Origin of the sequence: Shewanella sp. SNU WT4 (assembly GCF_006494715.1) — a bacterium.
Taxonomy (GTDB): domain Bacteria; phylum Pseudomonadota; class Gammaproteobacteria; order Enterobacterales; family Shewanellaceae; genus Shewanella.
This window is the reverse complement of the sequence record NZ_CP041151.1, coordinates 1,469,307-1,492,852: the sequence shown is the minus strand read 5'-3', so window position 1 is coordinate 1,492,852 and position 23,546 is coordinate 1,469,307. Positions and strand designations below refer to the sequence as shown.

General features: G+C 46.9%; 20 protein-coding genes and 1 pseudogene. 9 read left to right on the top strand and 12 right to left on the bottom strand.

What is annotated here, in order from left to right; genetic code table 11:
* The first annotated feature begins 114 nt into the window (after positions 1 to 114).
* The 4 genes from FJQ87_RS06800 to FJQ87_RS06785 all read left to right on the top strand — a co-directional run bounded on the left by FJQ87_RS06800 (position 115) and on the right by FJQ87_RS06785 (position 5,946).
* Complete coding sequence (locus tag FJQ87_RS06800) at positions 115 to 2,910, top strand: FAD-binding and (Fe-S)-binding domain-containing protein (protein ID WP_140931787.1); 2,796 nt, start codon at positions 115 to 117, stop codon at positions 2,908 to 2,910.
* 329 nt (positions 2,911 to 3,239) lie between these two features.
* Entirely contained in the window at positions 3,240 to 3,983 is a 744-nt protein-coding gene (locus FJQ87_RS06795; RefSeq protein WP_140934021.1) for a (Fe-S)-binding protein, read from the top strand.
* A 16-nt stretch (positions 3,984 to 3,999) separates the two neighbouring features.
* Positions 4,000 to 5,376, top strand: coding sequence for a lactate utilization protein B (locus FJQ87_RS06790; RefSeq protein ID WP_168195242.1), 1,377 nt, complete (start codon positions 4,000 to 4,002; stop codon positions 5,374 to 5,376).
* A gap of 3 nt (positions 5,377 to 5,379) precedes the next feature.
* A complete protein-coding gene (locus FJQ87_RS06785; protein WP_140931783.1) occupies positions 5,380 to 5,946 on the top strand; it encodes an LUD domain-containing protein in 567 nt (188 codons plus the stop codon).
* A 145-nt stretch (positions 5,947 to 6,091) separates the two neighbouring features.
* Here FJQ87_RS06785 and FJQ87_RS06780 read toward each other — a convergent pair whose 3' ends face one another.
* Complete coding sequence (locus FJQ87_RS06780) at positions 6,092 to 7,438, bottom strand: MATE family efflux transporter (protein WP_140931781.1); 1,347 nt, start codon at positions 7,436 to 7,438, stop codon at positions 6,092 to 6,094.
* A 14-nt stretch (positions 7,439 to 7,452) separates the two neighbouring features.
* Positions 7,453 to 8,811 carry a DEAD/DEAH box helicase gene (locus tag FJQ87_RS06775; RefSeq protein ID WP_140931779.1) on the bottom strand — a complete coding sequence of 453 codons (1,359 nt, stop codon included), beginning with the start codon at positions 8,809 to 8,811 and terminating at the stop codon, positions 7,453 to 7,455.
* Positions 8,812 to 9,146: 335 nt separating this feature from the next.
* Between FJQ87_RS06775 and yiaY the strand changes: the two genes are divergently transcribed.
* Together yiaY and FJQ87_RS06765 are read left to right on the top strand one after the other, a co-directional pair.
* A complete protein-coding gene (gene yiaY / locus FJQ87_RS06770; RefSeq protein ID WP_140931777.1) occupies positions 9,147 to 10,295 on the top strand; it encodes an L-threonine dehydrogenase in 1,149 nt (382 codons plus the stop codon).
* A gap of 180 nt (positions 10,296 to 10,475) precedes the next feature.
* Positions 10,476 to 10,841: a cytoplasmic protein gene (locus tag FJQ87_RS06765; protein ID WP_140931775.1), complete on the top strand. Its 366-nt coding sequence runs from the start codon at positions 10,476 to 10,478 to the stop codon at positions 10,839 to 10,841.
* Between the two features lie 229 nt (positions 10,842 to 11,070).
* On the opposite strand, the gene FJQ87_RS06760 is transcribed toward FJQ87_RS06765, so the two are convergent.
* The 9 genes from FJQ87_RS06760 to glyA all read right to left on the bottom strand — a co-directional run bounded on the left by FJQ87_RS06760 (position 11,071) and on the right by glyA (position 18,400).
* Positions 11,071 to 11,565: a phosphatidylglycerophosphatase A gene (locus tag FJQ87_RS06760; RefSeq protein ID WP_140931773.1), complete on the bottom strand. Its 495-nt coding sequence runs from the start codon at positions 11,563 to 11,565 to the stop codon at positions 11,071 to 11,073.
* Positions 11,562 to 12,521, bottom strand: coding sequence for a thiamine-phosphate kinase (gene thiL / locus FJQ87_RS06755; RefSeq protein ID WP_140931771.1), 960 nt, complete (start codon positions 12,519 to 12,521; stop codon positions 11,562 to 11,564). Before thiL ends, FJQ87_RS06760 begins: the two co-directional genes overlap by 4 nt.
* 69 nt (positions 12,522 to 12,590) lie before the next feature.
* Positions 12,591 to 12,995, bottom strand: a complete 405-nt coding sequence (nusB, locus tag FJQ87_RS06750; protein ID WP_140931769.1) for a transcription antitermination factor NusB — start codon at positions 12,993 to 12,995, stop codon at positions 12,591 to 12,593.
* Between the two features lie 11 nt (positions 12,996 to 13,006).
* The gene (ribE, locus tag FJQ87_RS06745) at positions 13,007 to 13,486 is read right to left on the bottom strand and encodes a 6,7-dimethyl-8-ribityllumazine synthase (protein ID WP_140931767.1); all 480 of its coding nucleotides are present in this window, start codon (positions 13,484 to 13,486) and stop codon (positions 13,007 to 13,009) included.
* 130 nt (positions 13,487 to 13,616) lie between these two features.
* Positions 13,617 to 14,720 carry a bifunctional 3,4-dihydroxy-2-butanone-4-phosphate synthase/GTP cyclohydrolase II gene (gene ribBA / locus FJQ87_RS06740; protein WP_140931765.1) on the bottom strand — a complete coding sequence of 368 codons (1,104 nt, stop codon included), beginning with the start codon at positions 14,718 to 14,720 and terminating at the stop codon, positions 13,617 to 13,619.
* Between the two features lie 62 nt (positions 14,721 to 14,782).
* On the bottom strand, positions 14,783 to 15,436 hold the full coding sequence (locus FJQ87_RS06735) for a riboflavin synthase (protein WP_140931763.1): 654 nt from the start codon (positions 15,434 to 15,436) through the stop codon (positions 14,783 to 14,785).
* Positions 15,437 to 15,442: 6 nt separating this feature from the next.
* Positions 15,443 to 16,561 carry a bifunctional diaminohydroxyphosphoribosylaminopyrimidine deaminase/5-amino-6-(5-phosphoribosylamino)uracil reductase RibD gene (ribD, locus tag FJQ87_RS06730; protein WP_140934020.1) on the bottom strand — a complete coding sequence of 373 codons (1,119 nt, stop codon included), beginning with the start codon at positions 16,559 to 16,561 and terminating at the stop codon, positions 15,443 to 15,445.
* A gap of 53 nt (positions 16,562 to 16,614) precedes the next feature.
* Positions 16,615 to 17,064, bottom strand: a complete 450-nt coding sequence (gene nrdR / locus FJQ87_RS06725; protein ID WP_140931761.1) for a transcriptional regulator NrdR — start codon at positions 17,062 to 17,064, stop codon at positions 16,615 to 16,617.
* A gap of 82 nt (positions 17,065 to 17,146) precedes the next feature.
* The gene (gene glyA, locus FJQ87_RS06720; RefSeq protein WP_140931759.1) at positions 17,147 to 18,400 is read right to left on the bottom strand and encodes a serine hydroxymethyltransferase; all 1,254 of its coding nucleotides are present in this window, start codon (positions 18,398 to 18,400) and stop codon (positions 17,147 to 17,149) included.
* Between the two features lie 216 nt (positions 18,401 to 18,616).
* Between glyA and FJQ87_RS06715 the strand changes: the two genes are divergently transcribed.
* On the top strand, positions 18,617 to 19,291 hold the full coding sequence (locus FJQ87_RS06715; RefSeq protein WP_140931757.1) for a 3'-5' exonuclease: 675 nt from the start codon (positions 18,617 to 18,619) through the stop codon (positions 19,289 to 19,291).
* 166 nt (positions 19,292 to 19,457) lie between these two features.
* On the opposite strand, the pseudogene FJQ87_RS06710 reads toward FJQ87_RS06715, so the two are convergent.
* A pseudogene (locus FJQ87_RS06710) lies at positions 19,458 to 19,808 on the bottom strand (hypothetical protein); the annotation flags it as partial.
* Between the two features lie 474 nt (positions 19,809 to 20,282).
* Here FJQ87_RS06710 and FJQ87_RS06705 point away from each other — a divergent pair.
* On the top strand, positions 20,283 to 21,464 hold the full coding sequence (locus FJQ87_RS06705) for a hypothetical protein (RefSeq protein WP_140931755.1): 1,182 nt from the start codon (positions 20,283 to 20,285) through the stop codon (positions 21,462 to 21,464).
* 177 nt (positions 21,465 to 21,641) lie between these two features.
* Complete coding sequence (ettA, locus tag FJQ87_RS06700; protein WP_140931753.1) at positions 21,642 to 23,309, top strand: energy-dependent translational throttle protein EttA; 1,668 nt, start codon at positions 21,642 to 21,644, stop codon at positions 23,307 to 23,309.
* Positions 23,310 to 23,546 lie beyond the last annotated feature (237 nt).

Here is a 23,546-nt window from a genome sequence, read left to right as displayed (position 1 = left end):
ATGTGCGAGTCTAAGCCACTCAAATTAAGCCACTTAACTTAAGCACTTAACTAAAGTAACTTAAGCCTAGGCTCGCATATTTAACTATCTCTTCTACAGGAAATATTTCAACTGATGAATTCTGAAGTGATTTTCAATGCATTACGCAGCGTACTCGGCGATAAGGTCACTAATGACCCGGTGCGCCGTTTTGCCTGGTCAACCGATGCGAGTTATTTTCGCATAGTGCCGCAGTGGGTAGTGCATGCCGATACCTTAGCCGATGTCCAAGCAACCTTAGCCACCGCCCGCGAGTATAAGGTTCCAGTAACCTTTAGAGCCGCAGGTACCAGTCTTTCTGGTCAAGCTGTGGGTGACGGCATTTTATTAATGCTGGGATTTGATGGCTTTCGTACCATGGAAGTCAATGAAGATAAGACCCAAATACGCCTCGGCGCCGCCGTGATTGGCGCCGATGCCAACGCCAAGCTTAAACCTTTCAATAAAAAGATAGGTCCAGATCCAGCCACCTTAGCCTCAGCTAAAGTGGGCGGCATAGTGTGTAACAATGCATCTGGCATGTGTTGTGGCACAGCGCAAAACAGCTATCAAACCATAGCGGCCGCCAAGCTAATGTTTGCTGATGGCGCCCTGCTGGATACGGGCTGCTCGCATTCAAAAGCCGCCTTTGCCGCAAGCCATGGTTTACTGCTGAAGCAGTTAACTGAGCTCGCGCACATGACGCAAACTAACACTCAGCTCGCAAGCCGTATCCGCAAGAAATACGCCATTAAAAACACGACTGGCTATAGCCTCAATGCGCTCATCGATTTTAATGACCCGTTCGATATTATCAATCATCTGATAGTGGGCTCTGAGGGCACCTTAGCCTTTGTTGAAGAAGTTACTTATCACACAGTTGATGAGGCTTTATGTAAAGCTTCAGCCTTAGCCGTATTTTTCAATATGGAAGATGCCGCCCGCGCTGTGCCGCCATTAGTCGGTGACAGTGTTGCTGCGGTGGAGTTACTTGATTGGGCGTCAATTAAGTCCATCACAGGTAAGCCTGGCATGCCAGAGTGGCTCAGCGACTTGCCTGACGGCGCCGCTATTTTGTTGATTGAATCGCGCGCCAATGACGCCGATACCCTTAGCCAATATACGGCTGATGTGATTGCTAAGCTTGCGCATATCGACACTGAGCGCCCAATCAGCTTTAGTCGCGATCCTGCGGTTTACGGTAAATATTGGGCCATGCGCTCAGGCTTATTCCCTATTATTGGTGGCGCTCGCCCCAAAGGCACCTCTGTCATTATCGAAGATGTGGCGTTTGAACTTGAGCATTTAGCCGCTGCCGCTCGCGATTTAACTGAATTATTCCATAAGCACGGCTACCCAGAAGGCGTGATTTATGGCCATGCATTAGCGGGTAACTTCCACTTTATTATCACCCCGACCTTTGCCTCAGCGGCCGATATCGAACGTTTTGATCACTTTATGCAAGATGTGGCCAATATGGTGATTAATACATACGATGGCTCAATGAAAGCCGAGCACGGCACTGGCCGCGCGGTCGCGCCCTTTGTGGAAATGGAATGGGGCCATGATGCTTATGTGTTGATGAAAAACATTAAGCAATTGTTCGACCCAGAAGGTTTGTTAAACCCTGGGGTAATTCTTAATGATGACAGCCAAGTGCATGTCAAAAACATTAAGCCTTGCCCTGTGGTGGATGATTATATTGACCGCTGTATCGAGTGCGGTTTTTGTGAGAAAACTTGCCCAACTTCAGCGCTCAATATGTCGCCGCGCCAACGCATTGCCACCTTACGCGAAATCGAGCGTTTAGAGCAAAGCGGTGATAAAACTGCCGCCGCTGAAATGCGCGCTGCCGCTAAATATGATGTGCTGGATACTTGCGCGGCTTGTCAGCTGTGTACTATCGCCTGCCCTGTCGATAATGCAATGGGGCAATTGGTGCGTAAACTGCGCACGCCTTACATCACTAGCACTGAGCAAAAAGTGTTAGATTTTCAAGCCAAGCACTATGGTGTCGTCAATCAAGTGATAAGCACTGGCTTTAATGTCCTTGGCACTATCCATAAGCTCACAGGCGATAAATTTACCCAAGGGTTGATGAATGTGGGGCGCATGGTCACTAAAGAAGTGCCTTACTGGAACCCAAGTTTCCCCAAAGGCGCCAGCATAGCTACACCTAGCATGCCAAAAGCCGACCAAAAAACCGTAGTCTATTTCCCCGCTTGTGGCGGTCGCACCTTTGGCGTGACGCCAGAAGATACAGATAAGCGCAGCTTGTCAGAGGTAATCATCACCTTGCTGGAGCGCGGTGGCTATAACGTCATTATTCCAGACAATACCCGAGACTTATGTTGCGGCCAAATGTGGGAATCTAAGGGTGATTTTAAAAATGCCGATGCTAAGCGTTTGCAACTCATCCAAGCCATGAGTGAAATCTCAGGCTCAGGCAAATTACCTGTGATCATAGATGCTCTGTCTTGCACTAAGCGCACCTTGCAAGGGAATCCTAATATCGAATTAATCGATATGGTGGAGTTTATGCACGATAACTTGCTGCCAAAGCTGAGTGTTACGCCCAAAGCGCAAGTCGCACTGCATTTAGGTTGCTCGGCTAAGCATATGCATATGGAAGATAAGATGTTGGCCATAGCCAATGCCTGCGCCAAAGAAATTGTGCGCCCAGAGGGAATTGAGTGCTGCGGTTATGCTGGCGAAAAAGGCCTGTATAAACCTGAAATCAATGCCAGTGCCCTGCGCAATATCAAAAAGTTACTGCCGCAAGACATCAGCGAAGGTTACTACGCTAACCGCACCTGTGAAGTCGGACTTAGCCAGCACAGTGGTATTTCTTATCGCCACTTAGCCTATTTACTCGAAGAGTGTACCCGCTAAACAGCAACTAAAGTGATAAAGAAACACAGGCCCTAGCGCCTGTGTTTCACTTTTATATTTTCTAGTTGTGAATTTTATAAAAACCATCCAATCATAGATTAAATCACTTTAATTTCATTGACTTACCGCTTTCTCATTTTTGCAAAAATAGCCAGGATTCTTTACCAAAACAACACTATTATTTGTAAGGTTTTACGCTATATTTAACACCGATAAATTAGCGAGTCAGCGAGTGCTAATATGCAGACGCTTAGTTCTTAATAATCACGCGCGACTCGAGTTCACAAGACACCTAGGCGAGTTATCGCCACAACATGCTGGATGTGACCATGAAAATTGCTCTGTTTATACCTTGTTTAGTCAATCAAATGATGCCAGAGGTGGCGATAGCTACCTTAGAACTACTTGAAAAATTAGGCCATCAAGTGATCCTACCCGAAGGCCAAACCTGCTGCGGTCAACCTATGACTAACTCGGGCTGTTACGACGAAGCTAAGAAAACCACCTTAAAATTACTCAATGCCTTTAAAGGGGTTGAGTGCGATGCCATTGTTTGCCCTGCTGCCTCTTGCCTTGTGGCCGCCAAAGAAAACTTCCATGAATTTGACTCATCACCTGAAGCGCAAGCTGTAATTGATAAACTGTATGAGTTAACTGAATTTCTGCACGATGTCGCGCCTATCAAGCAATTTGCCCGCCCTTACCCGCATAAGATCAGTTTGCAATTAAGCTGCCATGGTATTCGCATGCTCAACTTAGCTAGCCCATCTGAATCTATGGGCCCTAAGTTTAATAAAGTTGAAGCTGTGTTAGCGCCAATTGCTGGCATTGAAATCGTCTATCCAGAACGCCATGACGAGTGCTGCGGTTTTGGTGGCACCTTTGCGGTCGATGAAGGCGCAGTATCTGCCAAAATGGGCAAAGATAAAGCCCAAGCTCACGCCGATACTGGCGCTGTCTATGCCGTAGGTTTTGACCCTTCTTGCTTGTTACATCTTGATGGCATGATGCGTCGCCAACATTTACTCATTCAAACCCGCCACATAGCCCAAGTGCTGAACGCGGCCCTGTAAGGAGAATTCCATGTCGATGACACATGCAGACCAAGGGCTCACTCATGCCGAGCGTGCCGCTAAATTTTGCCAAGATGAAGCCAGAGTCGATTGGCATTCTAAAGCCTTATGGATGCTGCGCGAAAAACGCGACCGCGCCGCGGGCAGCTTGCCTGAGTGGGAGCAACTGCGCACCTTAGGTAGCGAGATTAAACTTCATACCTTAAGTAACCTTGGCCAGTATTTAGAAGAGTTTGAAAAAAACTGTTTAGCCAATGGCATTCAAGTGCACTGGGCGAAAGATGGCCATGAGCACAACCAAATAGTGCACGGCATTTTAGCTAAGCATCAGGTTAAAAAACTGGTGAAATCTAAGTCAATGCTGACAGAAGAATGTCACCTCAATCCCTATTTAGAAGAGCGCGGCATTGAAGTTATCGACACTGACTTAGGTGAGCGCATTATTCAGCTGAAAAAGCAGCCGCCATCGCACATTGTCGTGCCTGCCATTCATCTTAAAAAAGAAGAAGTGGGTGAGCTGTTCCATGAAAAGCTTGGCACAGAGAAAGGTGCGTCAGATCCAACTTACCTGACCCGCGCCGCAAGAGCCCATTTACGTGAGCAATTTTTAAGTGCCGATGCCGCCATGACAGGCGTAAATATGGCCATTGCTGACCAAGGCGCTGTGGTTGTCTGTACCAATGAAGGCAATGCCGATATGGGTGCTAACTTGCCCAAGTTACAATTGCACTCCATGGGTATTGATAAAGTATTACCTGACCTTGCAAGCTCAGGCGTACTGCTGCGCACCTTAGCACGTAATGCTACTGGCCAGCCGATTACGACTTATTCAAGTTTTTACCGCGGCCCGCAAGAAAATGGCGAAATGCACGTCATTATCGTGGATAACGGTCGCAGCGACATGCTAAAAGATAAGATTTTAGCTGAATCGCTTAAGTGTATTCGTTGTGGTGGCTGTCTTAACACTTGCCCTGTGTATCGCCGCAGTGGTGGCTTTAGCTATAACTACACCATTCCTGGCCCTATTGGCATAGCCGTTGGCGCTCAGCACGATGACACTAACTCCATCCCTTGGGCTTGTACCTTATGCGGCAGTTGCTCGTTTGTGTGCCCAACCAAGGTGCCGTTAGATAAGATCATTCATCATCATCGCCGCCTTAAAGCTGAGGCTGGCACCCTACCTTATGGCAAATCAAGTTATATGCCATTAGTAGGTAAGTTGATGGCGAGCGAAACCTTACTGAACGCCTCTATGGGTATTGCTAGAACCTCACTACGTATTTTACCTCACTCTTTGCTCAAGCCGTTTTCAGGCGCTTGGGGCAAGTATCGTGAGTTACCAGTTGCACCAGAATCCAGCTTTGAGCGCTGGTACAAAAACAATAGGAGCTAAGTCATGTCGAGCAAACTGGAAATTTTACAGGCATTAACCCACTCGGCGACCACCCCAGTGGCCATGCCGACCATTAATGTGCCGGCTCGGATTGATGACTTAGTCGGTCAATTTGCCAACTCGCTAGCCACAGTAGCTGGTACCTTGCATAGCCAAGATGGCATGACGGCAATTCAAGAGCAGGTAGCAATGCTTACCGCAGAAGGTAAGCAAGTGATTTCATTATGCTCAGAAATCCCTGGCAACCGTGACATCCCAACCACAGCCCATGAACTGCAAGATATTGATTATGCGATTTTAAGTGGTGAGCTAGCCGTAGCCGAAAACGGCGCCATTTGGGTTAAGCAGCCACAAGGTCACAGAGTCACACCGTTTATTTGTGAAAACCTGTTATTAGTGGTTAAGGCCAATACCTTAGTGCCTAATATGCATAGCGCCATGGAACGCATTAGCTTAAATAGCGGTGAGTTTGGGGTGTTTATTGCAGGACCATCTAAGACCGCGGATATCGAGCAAGCCTTAGTAGTTGGCGCCCACGGCGCTTGCAGCTTGAACGTCTATTTAGTGTAAGCCTTAGCTGTGTAAGCGAGTAACTACAATTGCACTCATAAAAACGCCCCAAAGCTTGGGGCGTTTTTTTATGCGCTGCATGTAGATAAATTAGGTTTTTATAAACTTATGCACTGGCAAGTTGCCATTAACACTCACATTAGTCTTACGCATGCAGCCCATCTTGACGCTTAATCGCAAACCACATCCACACAGCTAAAATGCATGAGCAAATAGGAATGGCTAACCACACGCCGGTAGCCCCTAACGACCAAGCTAAACCATAAATAAGCACAGCAATCAGCACTAATTTACTGGCCGTCAAAATCGAGGCTTCGCGGCTGCAATTAATGGCTTGGAAGAAGCTTGCGCCCACTAACAATAACCCTTCCATAGGCAAGCCCCAAAAATACAAGCGCATACCTTCAACAGCAATGGGCGTTAAGACTTCATTATCGCCAGCAAACAAATACACTAAAGCCTGCGGGAAACCATAAATCAGCAACAAACCAATAAAGGCAGTGGCTAAGGTCACGCTAAAGGCCAGTTTGCGCGCTTGTTTAACCCTGTCGTAGCGACCAGCACCGGCGTTATAACTTAAGATAGGTTGTGTACCAAACGCTATGCCTTCAAAGATTAAATAGAAGATAGCTTCGGTGTAACTCACCACCCCATAGGCTGCCACTAAAATGGGCCCGCCTACCCATAAAAACGCCATGTTGTGTAAGGTCAGTACCACAGATAAATACAAGGTCATCAACATGCTCGGAAATCCTACCCGCGCGATATTAAGGCAATTATCTATGGTTAAACGCAGCTTGTGCCAGCGGATGCGCAGCTCAGTCTTGCTTGAGAAAAAGTGCTGCAAACACACAAGCCCTGTCATGGCTTGAGTCAGCATAGTGGCAATGGCAGCGCCTGCTAACCCCATGGGATAGACCACGATAAGCAGCCAATCTAGCAAGATATTGAGCAAACCGCCCGCTATCAGCACACAAGTAACAAAGCCCGGGCGACCATCATTACGCAGTAACGAGGTAAAGGTCAGCGACAGTATAGGAAACACCCCAAGCAGGAAATACCACACTAGGTAGTCATAAGCACCCGTTAAGATATCGCCTTCGGCGCCCAGCCAAATCAAAATGTCGCGACTAGCTAGACTGCCAAACACCGCCATCACTAAGCCAGCAATTAAGCAGAGGCTTAAGGCATTACCCACAAAATGGCGCGCCTTGTCCTTATTGCCTTGGCCTAGGTTGATGGAGACTAAAGCGGCGCTCCCCATGCCTACCATAGCGCCAATAGCATAGAGCACAGCGCCCACAGGGTAAGCGAGCATTAACGCAGCTAACCCTTGCTCACCTAAATAGTGACCAATAAAGATGCCATCTATGGTCACATACACACCTGTGACTAGCATAGACATAATGGTGGGTATGCTATAACGCCAAAACAAGCGACTAATCGGCTCGTTTAATAGCGGCTCACCGGCGGCAATATCCATTGGTCTCATTGATAACGGCTCTCTTACTTAGATGACGGCTTATTATTGCGACTAAATTTACCGCTTCTATTACCTTGCTGACCGCTATCGCCACCTGAGGTTCTGCCGCCTTGAGGCTTATCATTTTTAAACTTGCTGCCAGACTTATTACCATGAGGCTTAATGCCTTGTGAGTTAGTCGCGGCGCGTTTTTTGCGGTGATGAAATACTTTTTTCGCAGGGTTTGGCGCGGCTTGATGCTGAATATGCACACTGTCCTTATTGAGCGCATAGCCTTCTGGGGTAACCATTTCTGGCGCGTCATCAAGCAGTGCTGCCACTTCTTGCCAAGCTAAACGCTCAGATGGGCTAATTAAGGTAATCGCCATACCAGCTTGACCTGCGCGGGCGCTGCGACCAATGCGGTGAATAAAATCTTCAGCGCTATCTGGCAAACTAAAGTTAACCACTAATGGCAAGGCAGTAATATCTAAGCCGCGCGCGGCTAAGTCAGTGGCCACCAATACGCGGCAATTTAAGGTTTTAAAGGCTTCAAGTGCGCGCATTCTCGCGCCTTGGGTCTTATCGCCATGAAACGCTTGGGTGCGAATGCCATCAAGGGTGAGTTCTTTAGCTAAATCATCAGCGGCTTGCTTAGTGCTAGTAAACACTAACACTTGCTGTAGATTGTTTTTACCTACGTATTCAGCTAACCATTCGGCTTTGCGCGATGACGCCAGTAACAATAATTGCTGACTTAACAGACTCGGCACACGCTGACTGGTCAGTGCAATTTGCTCGGCATTGTGAGTAATTTTAGCCGCTAAGCCTTGCACTGAATCATCAAAGGTCGCTGAGAATAACAAGGTTTGTCTCTTGCCTGGCAAGATGCGTGACAGCTTTTCAACATCAGGAACAAAGCCCATATCGAGCATGCGATCGGCTTCATCTATGACCCAATATTCAATGGCATCAAGACTAATGGCTTGTTGGCCAAGTAAATCAAATAAGCGCCCAGGGGTTGCAATCACAATATCGCAGCCAGAGGCTAATTGTTTGCGCTGCACCTGAATATTGGCGCCGCCATAAAGCGCGGTGATGTTAAGACCGCTACCGGCCGAGTAAATCGCTAGCTTTTCCGCTAACTGCGCGACTAATTCTCGCGTTGGCGCCAAGATTAATACTCTCGGCTCAGGCTCACTGGCAGCCGTCACTAAGCGTTGCACTAGTGGCAAACTAAATGCGGCGGTTTTACCTGTGCCAGTACTCGCCTGAGCTATGACATCTTTACCCGCTAAAATAGCAGGCACAGCTTCACGCTGCACATCGGTCGGCGTGTGATAATTCAAGGATTCTAGACGTTCTAACGTGCCGGCATTTAAGCCAAGTTCAGCAAAGTTCATGGAGGTTTTCGTTAAAAAAAGACAGCGCTAATTGTACCAGAGACCAAGCCATCCGCCTACGCAGTAAAAACTGCAGCAGTTTTTGCCCCATGGCGACCACACTCTAGCGCTAATTAGTGACCTCACTACCAAATAGTGGATTTTTGTTACCTAGTTACAAAAACCTTCACCTTAATATTCCTTCCCCCAAAAACTGTGAGCACCATCAACTAAAGGGGGCGACCAAGCTGTTAGTTTAATCACATAAGGGATTGGCTAGATGGGAAATATTGCTACGTGATGGTTTTGCTAAAAGCTATGACGTAGCAAATTTACTTACTTTAATGAGGTCTATAATGGCTGCTAAATTTTTTATTCCTGCTGTAAACGTATTAGGTCAAGGCGCACTCGATGAGGCGATTGGTGATATCTGCACCTTAGGATTCAAACACGCGCTAATAGTTACCGACAAACCGTTAGTGAGTATTGGCTTAGTTGCGACATTAACCGACAAGCTCAATCAAAAAGACATTCAAGCCACCATTTTTGATGGTGTGCAACCTAACCCAACCATGGGTAATGTGGAGGCGGGTCTTGCCCTCCTCAACAAATATCAATGTGACTTTGTTATTTCTCTGGGCGGCGGCTCACCTCACGATTGCGCTAAAGGTATTGCTTTAGTGGCCACCAATGGCGGCTCTATCAAGGACTATGAAGGCGTAGACGTATCAACTAAGCCGCAGTTGCCACTGGTTGCGATTAATACCACCGCGGGCACAGCCAGTGAAATGACGCGTTTCTGCATCATCACAGATGAAATTCGCCACATTAAAATGGCGATTGTGGATAAAAACACTACGCCTGTGCTGTCGGTCAATGACCCAGAGTTGATGCTTAAAAAGCCTGCGGCACTGACTGCCGCTACAGGTATGGACGCGCTCACACACGCCGTTGAAGCTTATGTGTCGATTGCCGCTAACCCTATTACTGATGCGTGCGCGATTAAGGCCATTGAGCTGATTGCAGCCAATTTAGAAACCGCCGTTAACGATGGTCAGAATATTGCAGCACGTGAGCAAATGGCTTATGCCCAGTTCTTAGCTGGCATGGCTTTTAACAATGCCAGCTTAGGTTATGTGCATGCCATGGCGCATCAATTAGGCGGCATGTATGACTTACCTCATGGAGTGTGTAACGCCTTGTTACTGCCTTATGTGCAAGCCTATAACGCCGAAGTGGCAGCAGAGCGCTTAGCCGATGTGGCTAAAGCCATGGGTGTCGATATTCAAACCATGACAGCAGGCGCGGGCGCGCAGGCCGCCATTAGTGCAATAAAAACCTTAGCCAAAGCCGTTAATATTCCAGCGAGCTTAACTGAGCTTGGCGTTAAGGCCGATGATATTCCAACCCTTGCTGAAAACGCACTGAAAGATGCTTGTGGTTTTACTAACCCTAAACAGGCTACCCACGCCGAAATTTGTCAAATCTTCACTAACGCCTTATAAGCGATGTAAGCCTCACTGAAGCCATTCAGTGAGGCTAATGGTGCTACCCAGCGCAACTATTTACGGCGGGAAGTAGCAGCAAGCGAGTCTACTATAGTAAAAAACACCCAAACTTAGATTGACCCAGTTCAGCTAAAGATCCATGCTGAGTGTGAACCTATCATTGCAGGAGCAAGACTTATGACAGCTATTACCCACGTTGTTAATTACACAGTCCGTAGCGAAACTCAGATAGACAGCCCCAATGAGTGTGATTGGAGACAACACATAGAAATCAATCATGCCTGTGAAATTGCGTTAGACAGAGTTTCCAAGTGGCATGCTCAAGGCGGTGAAGTGGTATATCAAGTAGGGGCATTAACCATACGCAAAGATGCCGAAAAACAAATTTACTTTGGTCTGCTAACTGAAAAGATTAATGGCAGCGAGCATGCACTGGTCACCATTAAGTTATTGCTTGAACAGTGCCAATGCCAAGATATGTACCGTGAGATCAGTGATTATTTGCTGGATGATTGTCAGTCACGACTTAATCGCTTGAAATAATCCTGCCGATAAATGCCTGGTTCTCTTTTATTAGCTCTATATTCACCAGGCATTTATCTTAAAGCTCATGCTTCGAGTGCTCATAGCTACCACTATTCATCCCGCAATAAGCAATACTCCCTTCCCCATCAGCGTTAAGCCAGTGTAATCAGCAATAAGGTAAGTAAAAAAGTGGCAAAAAAAATGCCGCCAGCGGCGACATCTTTCATTAACTATGGGGCGCTAGCACTTAAGCAAACCAATAAATACACAGCTGCAATGAGATAAAGGCAAAAATACCCGCAACGACATCATCAATCATAATGCCAAAACCGCCTTCGACTTTGGCATCAAGCCAGCGAATCGGCCAAGGCTTTATAATGTCAAACACCCGAAACAACACAAAGCCTAACGCTATCCACTGCCATTGCATTGGCACGGCGATTAAGGTAATGAGTAGACCGGCCACTTCATCCCAAACGATGGCGCCATGATCGTGCACATCCATATCGTGAGCGGCGCGATCGCAAATAAAAATACCTGCGATTATCACAGCCAATGTCACGGCTAAATAGCCATATAAACCTAAAGGCGCTAATAATAGAAATACCGGAATGGCGGCTAAGGTACCAAAGGTACCAGGCGCCTTAGCGGCTAATCCAGAGCCAAAACCCAACGCCAAAAAGTGCACTGGGTTTTTTAAGGATAATTTCTTTAACGCGGGATCTTGCGCTAACCATTTCATTTAAAATGCTCAAATCCAGTGAAGCTTGCCTCAAAAGGCGCGCCATTGAGTGTTAATTTCAATTTTTTGCCGGAACGTATTTGACCTATGCAGGTAAATCGAACCCCAGCCTGAGTTAAGGCCATGTGCAGAGCGCCCTTTTGACTCTCGGGCACAGTAAATAGCAGCTCGTAATCTTCGCCACCGCACAGTGCGTAGTGGCGGGCTTGCTCTTCACTAACGCAATCTTTAAGCCCTTGCGACATAGGTAAATCATTAATTTCAATTTCTGCGCCGCAGTTAGAGGCTTTAAGCACATGGGCGATATCACTGAGTAACCCATCAGAAATATCGATGGCACTAGTAGCAATATTGCGCAGTGACTGGCCGGCGAGCACTCTTGGGGTTGGATGATAATGACGAGTAATGAGTGCTTGGCGATATTCAGGGCGCACATCAACGGCGCCGCGAATAATATCAAGACCGAGGGCAGAATCACCTAAGGTGCCGGTCACATAGATCCAATCACCGTTTTTAGCGCCTTGTCTGGTTAATGCTGCGCCTTCTGGCACTAGCCCTTGCACTGTTATTGTAATAGATTTGGGACCACAAGTGGTGTCCCCACCGACTAACGCAATGGAGTAGTAATCGGCGGCTTCAAAAAAACCTTCACTAAAGTCTTTTATCCACGCTTCATCCACTTCTGGCAAAGTTAAGGCGAGCGTCATCCACGCAGGCTCGGCGCCCATGGCAGCTAAGTCTGACAAATTAACCGCTAAGGCTTTATAGCCAAGGGCTTGTGCCGGCATATCAGGGAAAAAGTGGGTGTTTTCGACTAAGGTGTCGCAAGAGATAGCAATGGATTTTCGTATGGCAGGTTTCAGCAAGGCGCAATCGTCACCTATGCCCAGCACCACGTCTTTGCGTAGCGGTCCCCGTCCTTGGAAATACTTTTCTATGAGCTGGAATTCTTTCACTGACTATCAGACAGGCAGACTGTCTGCTCCTGATAAAGGAAACGGTATCCGAAGATACCGTTTTTATTCTTATTTACGAGCAACCAATTTATCTAGGATGCCGTTAACAAACTTATGACCATCTTCCGCACCGAAGGCCTTGGCCAGTTCGATTGCTTCGTTAATCACAACCTTGTATGGCACGTCTTTACGGAAAGTCAGCTCATATGTTGCTAAACGCAAAATGGCTTTCTCAACCGGAGACACTTCATCCAAAGGACGCTCTAGGTGTGGGATGATAATCTCATCCAACTGACCTGATTTAGTTGCCGCGCCAGCAAATAGCTCACGGAAATAAGCAACATCAACACCGCCCAATTCTTGCTCAGTTAAAAACTCATGCTCGACATCGGCGATATTGTTACCACTTAATTGCCATGAATAAATGGCCTGCACCGCTAAACGGCGGGCCTTACGGCGCTCAGAAGGCTTCATGTTTTTTCCTACTATGACAGCTGTTGTTCAAGTTCTTGAAGTACATTGACCATTTCCAGCAGACCCAGAGCAGCTTCGCCACCCTTGTTGCCCGCTTTAGTACCAGAGCGTTCAATAGCTTGCTCTATGGTATCTGTAGTCAATACACCGAATGATACCGGTACATCAAATTCTAATGACACTTGCGCTAGACCTTTGTTGCATTCACCGGCAACAAAATCAAAGTGTGGTGTGCCACCACGAATAACCGCACCTAAGGCGATGATGCCATCGAATTTACCGCTGGCCGCAACGCGACGAGCCGCTAATGGCAACTCAAACGCACCAGGTACACGCACCACTGTAATATTATCTTCCTGAACCTGACCGAAACGCTTCAGTGTATCTACTGCGCCCTCGAGTAAACTCTCAACCAGAAAGCTATTAAAACGAGAAACAACGATAGCCACCTTGGCATTTTTCGCTTCGATATTACCTTGTACTATGTTCATTATCTTACCTAAAATTTAGCAAAGCACGATTCTCGGTGCGTACCCGAGACGAAAAGTGACGCCATCATACCACAGAGGATAGCGCCCTGATCATGCAATTTTAATGGAATATGGATTTTCCGACGCGGGATTATTCACCCACGTATTCGGTAACTTCTAAGCCAAAGCCTGAAAGCGAATGATATTTCTTAGGTGAACTCAATAAACGCATCTGAGTTACGCCAAGGTTGGCAAGGATTTGCGAACCAATACCCACGCGGCGCGACGTACCCTGCCACTTAGCGGCGGCTTGAGCTTGACCTTTATCTTCAGCTTCAAAGGCTTTCACTTTAGCCAGCAGATCTGAGGTGTGTTGTTGCCCATCGAGCAATACCAACACGCCACCTTCAGCCGCAATTCGCGCCATGGCTTTATCTAATGGCCAGCTGCGCGACTGATCGCGCTCAGAGTACAGCACGTCATTAAAGGTGTTTTGTAAGTGCACGCGTACCAATGGGTTAGTTGATACATCGCCCTTGATTAAGGCAAAGTGCAGCTGGTTATCAATAGTGTCGCGAAAAGTCACCATCTCAAACTCACCAAAACGCGTTGGCAAATGACACTTAGCTTCACGCACTACTGTGGTTTCGGTGTTATTGCGATACTCAATTAAATCGGCAATGGTGCCGATTTTAATGCCGTGTTTTTCGCTGAAAATTTCTAAATCTGGGCGGCGCGCCATAGTGCCATCGTCATTTAAAATCTCAACAATCACGCCGGAGGCTTCAAGCCCCGCTAAGCGCGCTAAATCGCAACCAGCTTCAGTGTGACCAGCGCGGGTTAATACGCCGCCATCTTGGGCCATTAATGGGAAGATATGACCAGGTTGGACTAGATCAGAGGCTTTAGCGTCTTTAGCAACAGCAGCTAATACAGTCACAGCGCGATCGTGGGCACTAATGCCTGTGGTCACGCCTTCGGCGGCTTCAATCGACACAGTAAAGTTGGTCGAGAATTGAGCATTATTGTTAGTCACCATTAACGGTAAATCTAACTGCTGACAACGCGCCTTAGTCATGGTTTGGCAAATCAGACCACGGCCATAAGTGGCCATAAAGTTGATAGCTTGTGGCGTGACCTTTTCGGCCGCCATAATCAAATCGCCTTCATTTTCTCTGTCTTCATCATCCATAAGGATGACCATTTTACCAAGACGGATATCTTCAATGATTTCTTCTATGCTGTGTAGCGCCATCGTTAAGACCTATTTGTATTTATAAAATAAAGAATTGACTGCACTTAACAAAATGGGGCGACTTAGCGCATGAATCCCGATCTTGCCAGTAACTCCATGGTCACTCCAGAGGAGGATGCCTCGGCTGGAGCCTGTAACAAGCGCTCTAAATAGCGCGCCACTAAATCCACTTCTATATTAACGCTCGCCCCTACTGCCAAATTCACTAAGGTGGTTTCACCTGCAGTATGCGGCACAATCGTCAAACGAAAACGGGCATCCATCACTTCATTGACAGTTAAGCTCACGCCATCAATGGTAATTGAACCTTTATGCGCAATATAACGCGCTAACGATGCGGGGGCTTCTAACCAGAATTCAATCGCTTTGCCGCGAATGCTGCGCTCAACCACACGGGCAACGCCATCTACATGGCCGCTGACCATGTGACCGCCTAAGCGGGTAGTTGGCATAACAGCTTTTTCAAGGTTTACCTTAGTGCCTACTTGATAATGGGCAAAGCCGGTTAAACTTACGGTTTCGGCTGAAATATCGGCAACATAACCATCGCTTAAGCATTCCACTACAGTCAAACACACACCATTGGTGGCAATGCTGTCACCTAATTTCACATCGCTTAAATCAAGCTTACCACTGGCGACATTGAGGCGAATATCATCACCCCGGCGGTTTAACTGACGTAACGTCCCTACCGCTTCAATAATTCCTGTAAACATCTTTAGTTACTCGCCTGTATGGGCTGATTTTAAAAGGAAACCTAAGGTTAAGCGTCTATCTGCACCTATGGCGCGCTCATCGAGCAATTGGCAGCGCGGCGTGTCATCTAGACAACTGTAATCAGAGAGATTGACTAGATTGCGTCCCTGACTACCTAAAATTTTAATGGCTTGATATAACACCAGTTCATCGACCAAACCTTGGTCAATAAAGGCGCCCGCTAAGGTTGCGCCCGCTTCTATCATAATGGAATGGTGCTGCACGCTCAGTTTTTCAATCAAGAGGCGCAAATTAATGCGGCCATCATCATCGCCATGACAGCGCCAATGGCTGACGTGTGCAGGCCAATTTTGCTTAGTGCTATCAGCATAATCTGCCACAGACACCAAAATTATCGGACTTGGCGCACTAAATAAACGGGCGCTGGCGGGCAAGCGCGCTTGACTGTCGAGTACCACGCGCACAGGTTGAATCACATCTTCTGCCGCTAAATGCTTGCTTAATTCGCCTAACTCTTGATGGCGCACAGTAAGCGTTGGATCATCGGCTAAAACAGTTTCTATACCAGTAATCAGCGCCCCGTGACGAGCGCGCATGCGCTGCACGTCACGCCTTGATTCAGGACCTGTGATCCATTTAGATACGCCATTTCTTAAGGCAGTTTTACCATCTAAACTGGCGGCAAGCTTAATACTAACTCGGGCAAGGCCTGTTTCCATGCGGTGCAAAAAGCCTAGATTTAACTGCCTTGATGCCTCGCTCCCAAGGCCGATGTCAACCTTTATGCCAGCTTGCTCCAGTAAGGCCACGCCTTTACCAGCAACTTGTGGATTAGGGTCTACCATAGCAATCACGACTCGCGTAACGCCGGCCTCAATTAAGGCTAAAGCGCAAGGCGGGGTGCGGCCATAATGGCTGCAAGGCTCTAAGGTCACATAAGCTGTAGCGCCTTGAGTTTTACCTTGGGCTTCACGCAGTGCAAATACTTCAGCATGAGGGCCACCGGCGCGTTGATGATAACCTTCACCGACAATCTGGCCTTGCAAACTGATGACGCAGCCCACATTGGGGTTAGGCGCTGTGGTATAGCGTCCCTTAGCGGCTAAGAGTAAGGCGCGATTCATACAAGCGACATCTTGCAAAGACCAGGGATTATTCACTGAGCTAACCTTATTTACTATTTTTGTAATTTAGCGATGGCTTCGCCAAATTCTGAAACATCTTCAAACGCGCGGTACACTGAGGCAAAACGAATATAAGCAACTTTATCCAGTACCATTAATTGGTCCATCATCAAGTTACCTATCATTTCAGATTTTACTTCGCGCTCACCGGTCGCTCTAAGTTGCGATTTAATCTTGGTCAGGGCTTGTTCGAGTTGATCCATAGACACTGGCCGTTTTTCTACGGCACGGAGCATTCCACCACGCAGTTTTTCTTCATCAAATGGCTGGCGACTGCCATCGCGTTTAATCACGCGCGGCATGACTAATTCGGCGCCTTCAAAGGTGGTAAAGCGTTCATGGCACAGCGTACATTCGCGGCGACGGCGAACTTGATGACCGTCGGCCACCAAACGCGAGTCGATAACTTTAGTCTCTGTAGCGCTGCAAAAAGGACAATGCATTTTGCCTCCGGGCAAGATAGCGACAAACAAAAAATGGCCGCAAAAGGCGGCCATTAGAGTCTATCGCATTTCAACCCCAAGGTTAACCGTAAACTGGGAACCTAGCGCACAATTCAAGCACCTGCTGCTTTACTTGCTCAATTTTGGCTAAATCGTTGACGTCATCGAGCACATCACAGATCCAAGCTGTCAGCAACTTGGCTTCATCTACTTTAAAACCGCGGCGAGTAATAGCTGGCGTACCGATACGAATTCCAGAGGTCACAAACGGTGAACGCGGATCATTAGGTACTGAGTTCTTGTTAACAGTAATGTTAGCGTGACCCAAAGCCGCATCGGCTTCTTTACCGGTAATGCCTTTATCAATCAAGTCCACCAGCATTAAGTGGTTATCAGTGCCGCCAGAGACGATTTTGTAACCACGCTCAAGGAATACGGCCACCATGGCTTTAGCATTCTGCACTACTTGCTGTTGATAGATTTTAAACTCTGGCTCTAGTGCTTCTTTAAAGGCGACCGCTTTACCCGCGATAACATGCATTAACGGGCCACCTTGACCACCTGGGAATACGGCTGAGTTCAGCTTCTTATACAGGTCTTCATCGTTAGCGGCTGATAAAATAATACCGCCGCGTGGACCCGCTAAGGTTTTATGAGTGGTTGATGTCACAACATGAGCGTGCGGTAATGGGTCTGGATAAACACCCGCGGCCACTAAACCTGCTACGTGCGCCATGTCCACAAACAGGTAAGCGCCAATTTTATCAGCAATGGCACGCATTCTTGCCCAATCGACAATGCCTGAATAAGCAGAGAAACCGCCAATCATCATCTTTGGCTTTTTCTCAATCGCTATGCGTTCCATCTCGTCATAATCAATATGACCAGTTTCATCTATGCCGTAAGGAATGATGTTGTACAGCTTGCCAGAGAAGTTAACTGGTGAGCCATGAGTTAAATGACCGCCATGGGCCAAGTTCATGCCAAGAACAGTGTCACCCGGTTGCAACAGCGCCATGTACACTGCGCTGTTAGCTTGTGAGCCAGAATGCGGCTGCACGTTTGCATAGGTGGCACCAAATAACTCTTTCGCGCGCTCAATGGCTAAGGTTTCAACGATATCAACGTACTCACAACCACCGTAATAACGCTTTTCTGGGTAACCTTCGGCGTACTTGTTAGTCAGCTGCGAACCTTGCGCTTCCATGACTCGTGGGCTGGTGTAATTTTCTGATGCAATCAGCTCAATATGTTCTTCTTGGCGACGAGTCTCGTTCTCGATTGCGGCGAACAATTGTGGATCATAATCAGCAATATTCATGTCTTTCTTCAGCATTAGCGACTCCGGCAGCAAAGTGAACTTTGGTATTAGGTAGGATACGTCTCGAATGGCGGCTAGTTTACTCTGCTATGGGTCACAATCCCAGACCGAAGCGCATGAAAATACTTGCATTAGCCCTGAACGCTGTGTTCTGAAAACTGACCTTAAGCCGCAATTGCAGTATATACTGCGCGCGTTATTCACTTATGCACACCATCAGGGTTCCTTGTTATGCCAGCTACACCTGCTCATTCGGTTATCGTTCTCGACTTTGAAACCACAGGCTTATCGCCCAATTTAGGTGATCGCGCCATCGAAATTGGCGCCGTTAAATTAGTTAACGGCGAGGTTGTTGATACCTTTCAGCAACTGATTAATCCAGGTTGCCGCGTTAGCAGTTTTATTGAAGGTTATACCGGCATTACTAACGCTATGCTAAGCACTGCGCCCCAAAGCGATGTAGTGATGAGTGAATTTGCGCGCTTTATGGGAGACAGCCATCTCGTGGCCCATAACGCTTCGTTCGATAAACGTTTTTTAGATGCTGAATTTGAGCGGATAAATCATAGCTATTCTGGCCAATTTGCTTGCTCCATGCTCATTGCTCGCCGTCTCATTCCTGAGGCGCCCACCCATAAGCTTGGGGATTTAGTACGTTTTAAAAGGATAGATAATGATGGCGTATTTCACCGCGCTTTAGCCGATGCGCAAATGACAGCCAAATTGTGGATGGTGATGATTAACGAGCTGGAACAAACGCAAGCCATGGCGCCAAGCTTTAAGCAGATGCAAACCATTGGTAAAACCAGCAAAAGTGCTGTTGGCAGCTTACTTAAGCAGTGGCGAAAGATTAAAACTATTAACTGTCGTTTTAATAGCAATAGTACTAATAAGTACAGGCCTTAGCGTGATGGCACCCTAAGGCCTAAATAATGGCAATGAATGCCAATCAGCTCGATTGACCTTAATTAGGCGCAGCGAGTTCCGCAAAGCCCATTAATTCACTTGGCCATATGGGCGCCAATCCCGCCACTTGTTCGCCGCCAAAGATAGCCATCTTTTTATCGACCAGTTGCTCTGCAATAATTTGCGGCGAGCCGCCTGTCACCAACATAATCGCCAATTGATTGGTATCTGCGTTCCACACTAATCCAGCCTCCTCGGCAAATTCAGGAATAGGACTGTGATTGGCGATTACATAAAACAGTGGCCCTTGCTGCTGAATTTCTGTGGCTGTGCTTAGTACCTGCATAGTATTTTCATACTGAGATCCCAGTAAAGCTTGCATCCTATCTTTAATCAAAGGCTGCTCAAATAAGCCCACATCATTAGGGTCTAACCCCACTAACGGTTTAAACAACGCCCACATCAATTGCCCTTGCGGTGACATTAACAGCAAAGGTGCGGCGCATGCGTTAAGCATTAAAATCAAACTTAAGAGGAAAATCGGGCGATAACGGCTACGTCTAAGATTACCCACTTTGGTGCATTCCTATTGCATACCGACAAGGTTCGGCAGCAAATATTAACGACTTTCAACAAGATAAGCGACACCAATGCGCAACAAGGCATTAATATTTTTAACCATTACAGCACATAACCTGCTTCTATTGCTGATCATAGGTAAATGCGGGCTAGCAATCACATGCGACTCTTTGGCCTGCGATATCAGCGAATAAGACCAAAGAGGTAGGAAACCCTCAGGCAATCAATCATTGAAAAAAGGCATAAATCAATGATAAGTTTAATAAATGTGAAATGTTTGCATGAAAAAGATTGTCAAGCTGAATGCAAAGTATAACGTCATCAATCGTCGATAAAAAACTTAACGCTTACCCAAAGTGCTGATTAACAAGCTGATCTACATAACAAAAACAATAAAATAGGAGCAAACTAGATGCTAAGGTTATTGTCTCTGATGCTACTTAGCATCCATGCCTTCGCGGCAGAACCGCTAGCCAATATCCCCCATGCCTACAACGTAAAAATATCCCCTGACGGCCAATACTTAGCGGCGCTGATTGATGATACGCATCAAAAAAACCTCACGATATTAGCCACAGATACCCTCACGCCCATCTATCACTTCGCCCCCAAAGATAGCCAAATCGGCAACTTTCACTGGGTTAATCCACAGCGAGTAGTAATAGAGCTTAATGAACGCACGGGAAAAATAGCGCCGCACATGATTAGTGAACTTTACGCCGTTAACTATGATGGCGGGCAAGGACAAATGATATTTGGTGAGCGCTCGCAAAACGGCATTATCATTTCTGGCTACTCAGCCCATTGGCTATCCCGCCTAAGCGCCGATGATGAGCACATTTTAATTGCCAAAACTGAATCCACCCGCTTAGGCAACAGCACTGAAGTCACTAAAATCAATGTCTATACTGGCGGCGAGCGCACCATTAAACGCTCATCTCTTGATGACAATACTTTTGTACTCGACCATCAGGGTAATCCGCGCTTAGTCTCTGGCATTGACGATGATGGTAAAACCAAGGTGTTCTACAGCCAAGGCTATGGTGAAAAATGGCATCCCTTTGCTATCAATCCAGGCAATAGTTTTACGCCATTAGGTTTTAGTGAAGATAATCAGCATATGTACGCTGTAAAAAGTGAGGCAGAGCAAGCGCCAGCTTTATACCAATATTTAGTGCCAACGGGAGCTGAAAAACTTTTGCAACCTGCGCTAAAAGCATCAACTTACGCGCTTATCCATGACAACCAAGTGTATGGCGTCAGAATCGATGCGCCGCCAGCGACTCAACAATCAAAATCCAAAACACCAATAGAAACGACAGTGGCTCCTCAACACATTTTCTTTAATCCTGCCAATCCAGACAGTCAACTGCATCAAGCCTTAATGGCTAAATTTAAGGGCGCACCTGTCATCATCACCAGTCGCACTAATGATAATAAGCATCTAGTGGTGTATGTAGAAAGCGACACTTATGCTGGTGACTTTTATTTAGTTAACAGCCAAAGCATGCAAACGCGCTTGCTGTTTAGCGCAGCGAATAAGCAAGACCCTAAACGTATGAGCCTCATCAAGACCGCGTTAATTGCCCCTTAGGTAAGCATAGCCATTGCTGCTCAAGCACCAATGGCTATGCGATTAACTATGACGACTAATAGACTTGCTAATAATGACTGCACAAGCGCTTAAATTAAGCGCAAACTCACCTTGCTACTGGCAGCAAAAGAGGCAATTTAGTAAACTCGCTCCATTATCAAAAAACCGAGAAATTACATGGCTCAATTTGTGTATAGCATGCTTAGAGTCGGCAAGATTGTGCCGCCGAAAAAGCAAATTCTAAAAGATATTTCCTTAAGCTTTTTCCCGGGCGCCAAGATTGGTGTTTTGGGTCTTAACGGCTCAGGTAAGTCAACCTTACTGCGCATCATGGCCGGTATTGATACTGAGATTGAAGGTGAAGCGCGGCCAATGCCGGGGCTTAAGATTGGTTATCTGCCGCAGGAGCCAAAGCTTGATCCAACGCAAACTGTGCGTGAAGCCGTTGAAGAAGCCGTAGCCGTTGCCAAAAATGCCCTGACTCGCCTTGATGAAGTCTATGCCTTATATGCTGAACCAGATGCTGACTTTGATGCCTTAGCCAAAGAGCAAGGTGAACTTGAAGCTATCATTCAGGCGCAAGATGCCCATAACTTAGATAACATCTTAGAGCGCGCAGCCAATGCCCTGCGTCTGCCTGATTGGGATGAAAAAATCGAAGTATTATCGGGCGGTGAACGTCGCCGCGTAGCTATTTGTCGCTTGCTGCTTGAAAAGCCAGAAATGCTACTACTAGACGAACCAACCAACCACTTGGACGCCGAATCTGTCGCTTGGCTTGAGCACTTCTTACAAGAATACACGGGCACTGTGGTCGCTATTACCCACGACCGTTACTTCCTTGATAATGCTGCTGGCTGGATTTTAGAACTGGACCGCGGTGAAGGTATTCCGTGGGAAGGCAACTATTCTTCATGGTTAGAGCAAAAAGATGCCCGTTTGAAGCAAGAATCGGCCACAGAAAGCGCTCGTCAAAAAACCATAGCTAAAGAACTTGAATGGGTACGCCAAGGTTCTAAAGGTCGTCAATCTAAAGGCAAGGCGCGTATGGCCCGCTTTGAAGAACTGAACACCAACGATTACCAAAAGCGTAACGAGACCAATGAGTTGTTCATTCCACCAGGACCGCGCTTAGGCGACAAGGTGATTGAAGTGAATAACCTCACTAAGTCTTATGGCGATCGCGTCTTGATTGATAACTTATCATTCTCAGTCCCTAAAGGCGCCATTGTCGGCATTATCGGTGCTAACGGCGCCGGTAAATCTACCTTGTTCAAGATGTTATCTGGCGCAGAAACCCCTGATAGTGGCACCATTGAACTCGGTGAAACCGTACAGTTAGCCTCGGTTGAGCAGTTCCGTGATTCGATGAATGACAAAAACACTATTTGGGAAGAAATCTCAGGTGGTCAAGACATCATGCGTATCAACAACATGGAAATTCCAAGCCGCGCTTATGTCGGCCGCTTTAACTTCCGTGGTGGCGATCAGCAAAAAATCATTGGCTCCTTGTCGGGCGGTGAACGTAACCGCGTGCATTTAGCTAAGCTGCTGCAAGCGGGCGGTAACGTGTTATTACTCGACGAACCAACCAACGACTTAGACGTTGAAACCTTACGTGCACTGGAAGAAGCTTTATTGGAATTCCCAGGTTGCGCTATGGTGATTTCGCACGACCGTTGGTTCCTTGACAGAATCGCGACTCATATTCTTGATTATCGCGATGAAGGCCAAGTGAACTTCTACGAAGGTAACTACACCGAATACTCAGCTTGGTTAAAAGCCACTTATGGCGCCGATATCGTTGAACCGCATCGCCTCAAGTACAAGCGTATGTCTAAGTAATTCATTGTATTAGTTAACTGAACTAGCAAGAGTATTAAATAAGGCCAGCATTTTGCTGGCCTTATTATTAACTATGACTAACTTGCGTCTACCTAAGTTAAATCAATGAGTTTAGTTAGCATCAGTCGGCCACTTATTCATTAACCATCAAGCATTAACTATTGTTAATAAAATAAGCAAAATCTGCCTCGACTAAGAGCCTAGGCTAAGAGATTAGCCGCGCAAGGCACCCTGACA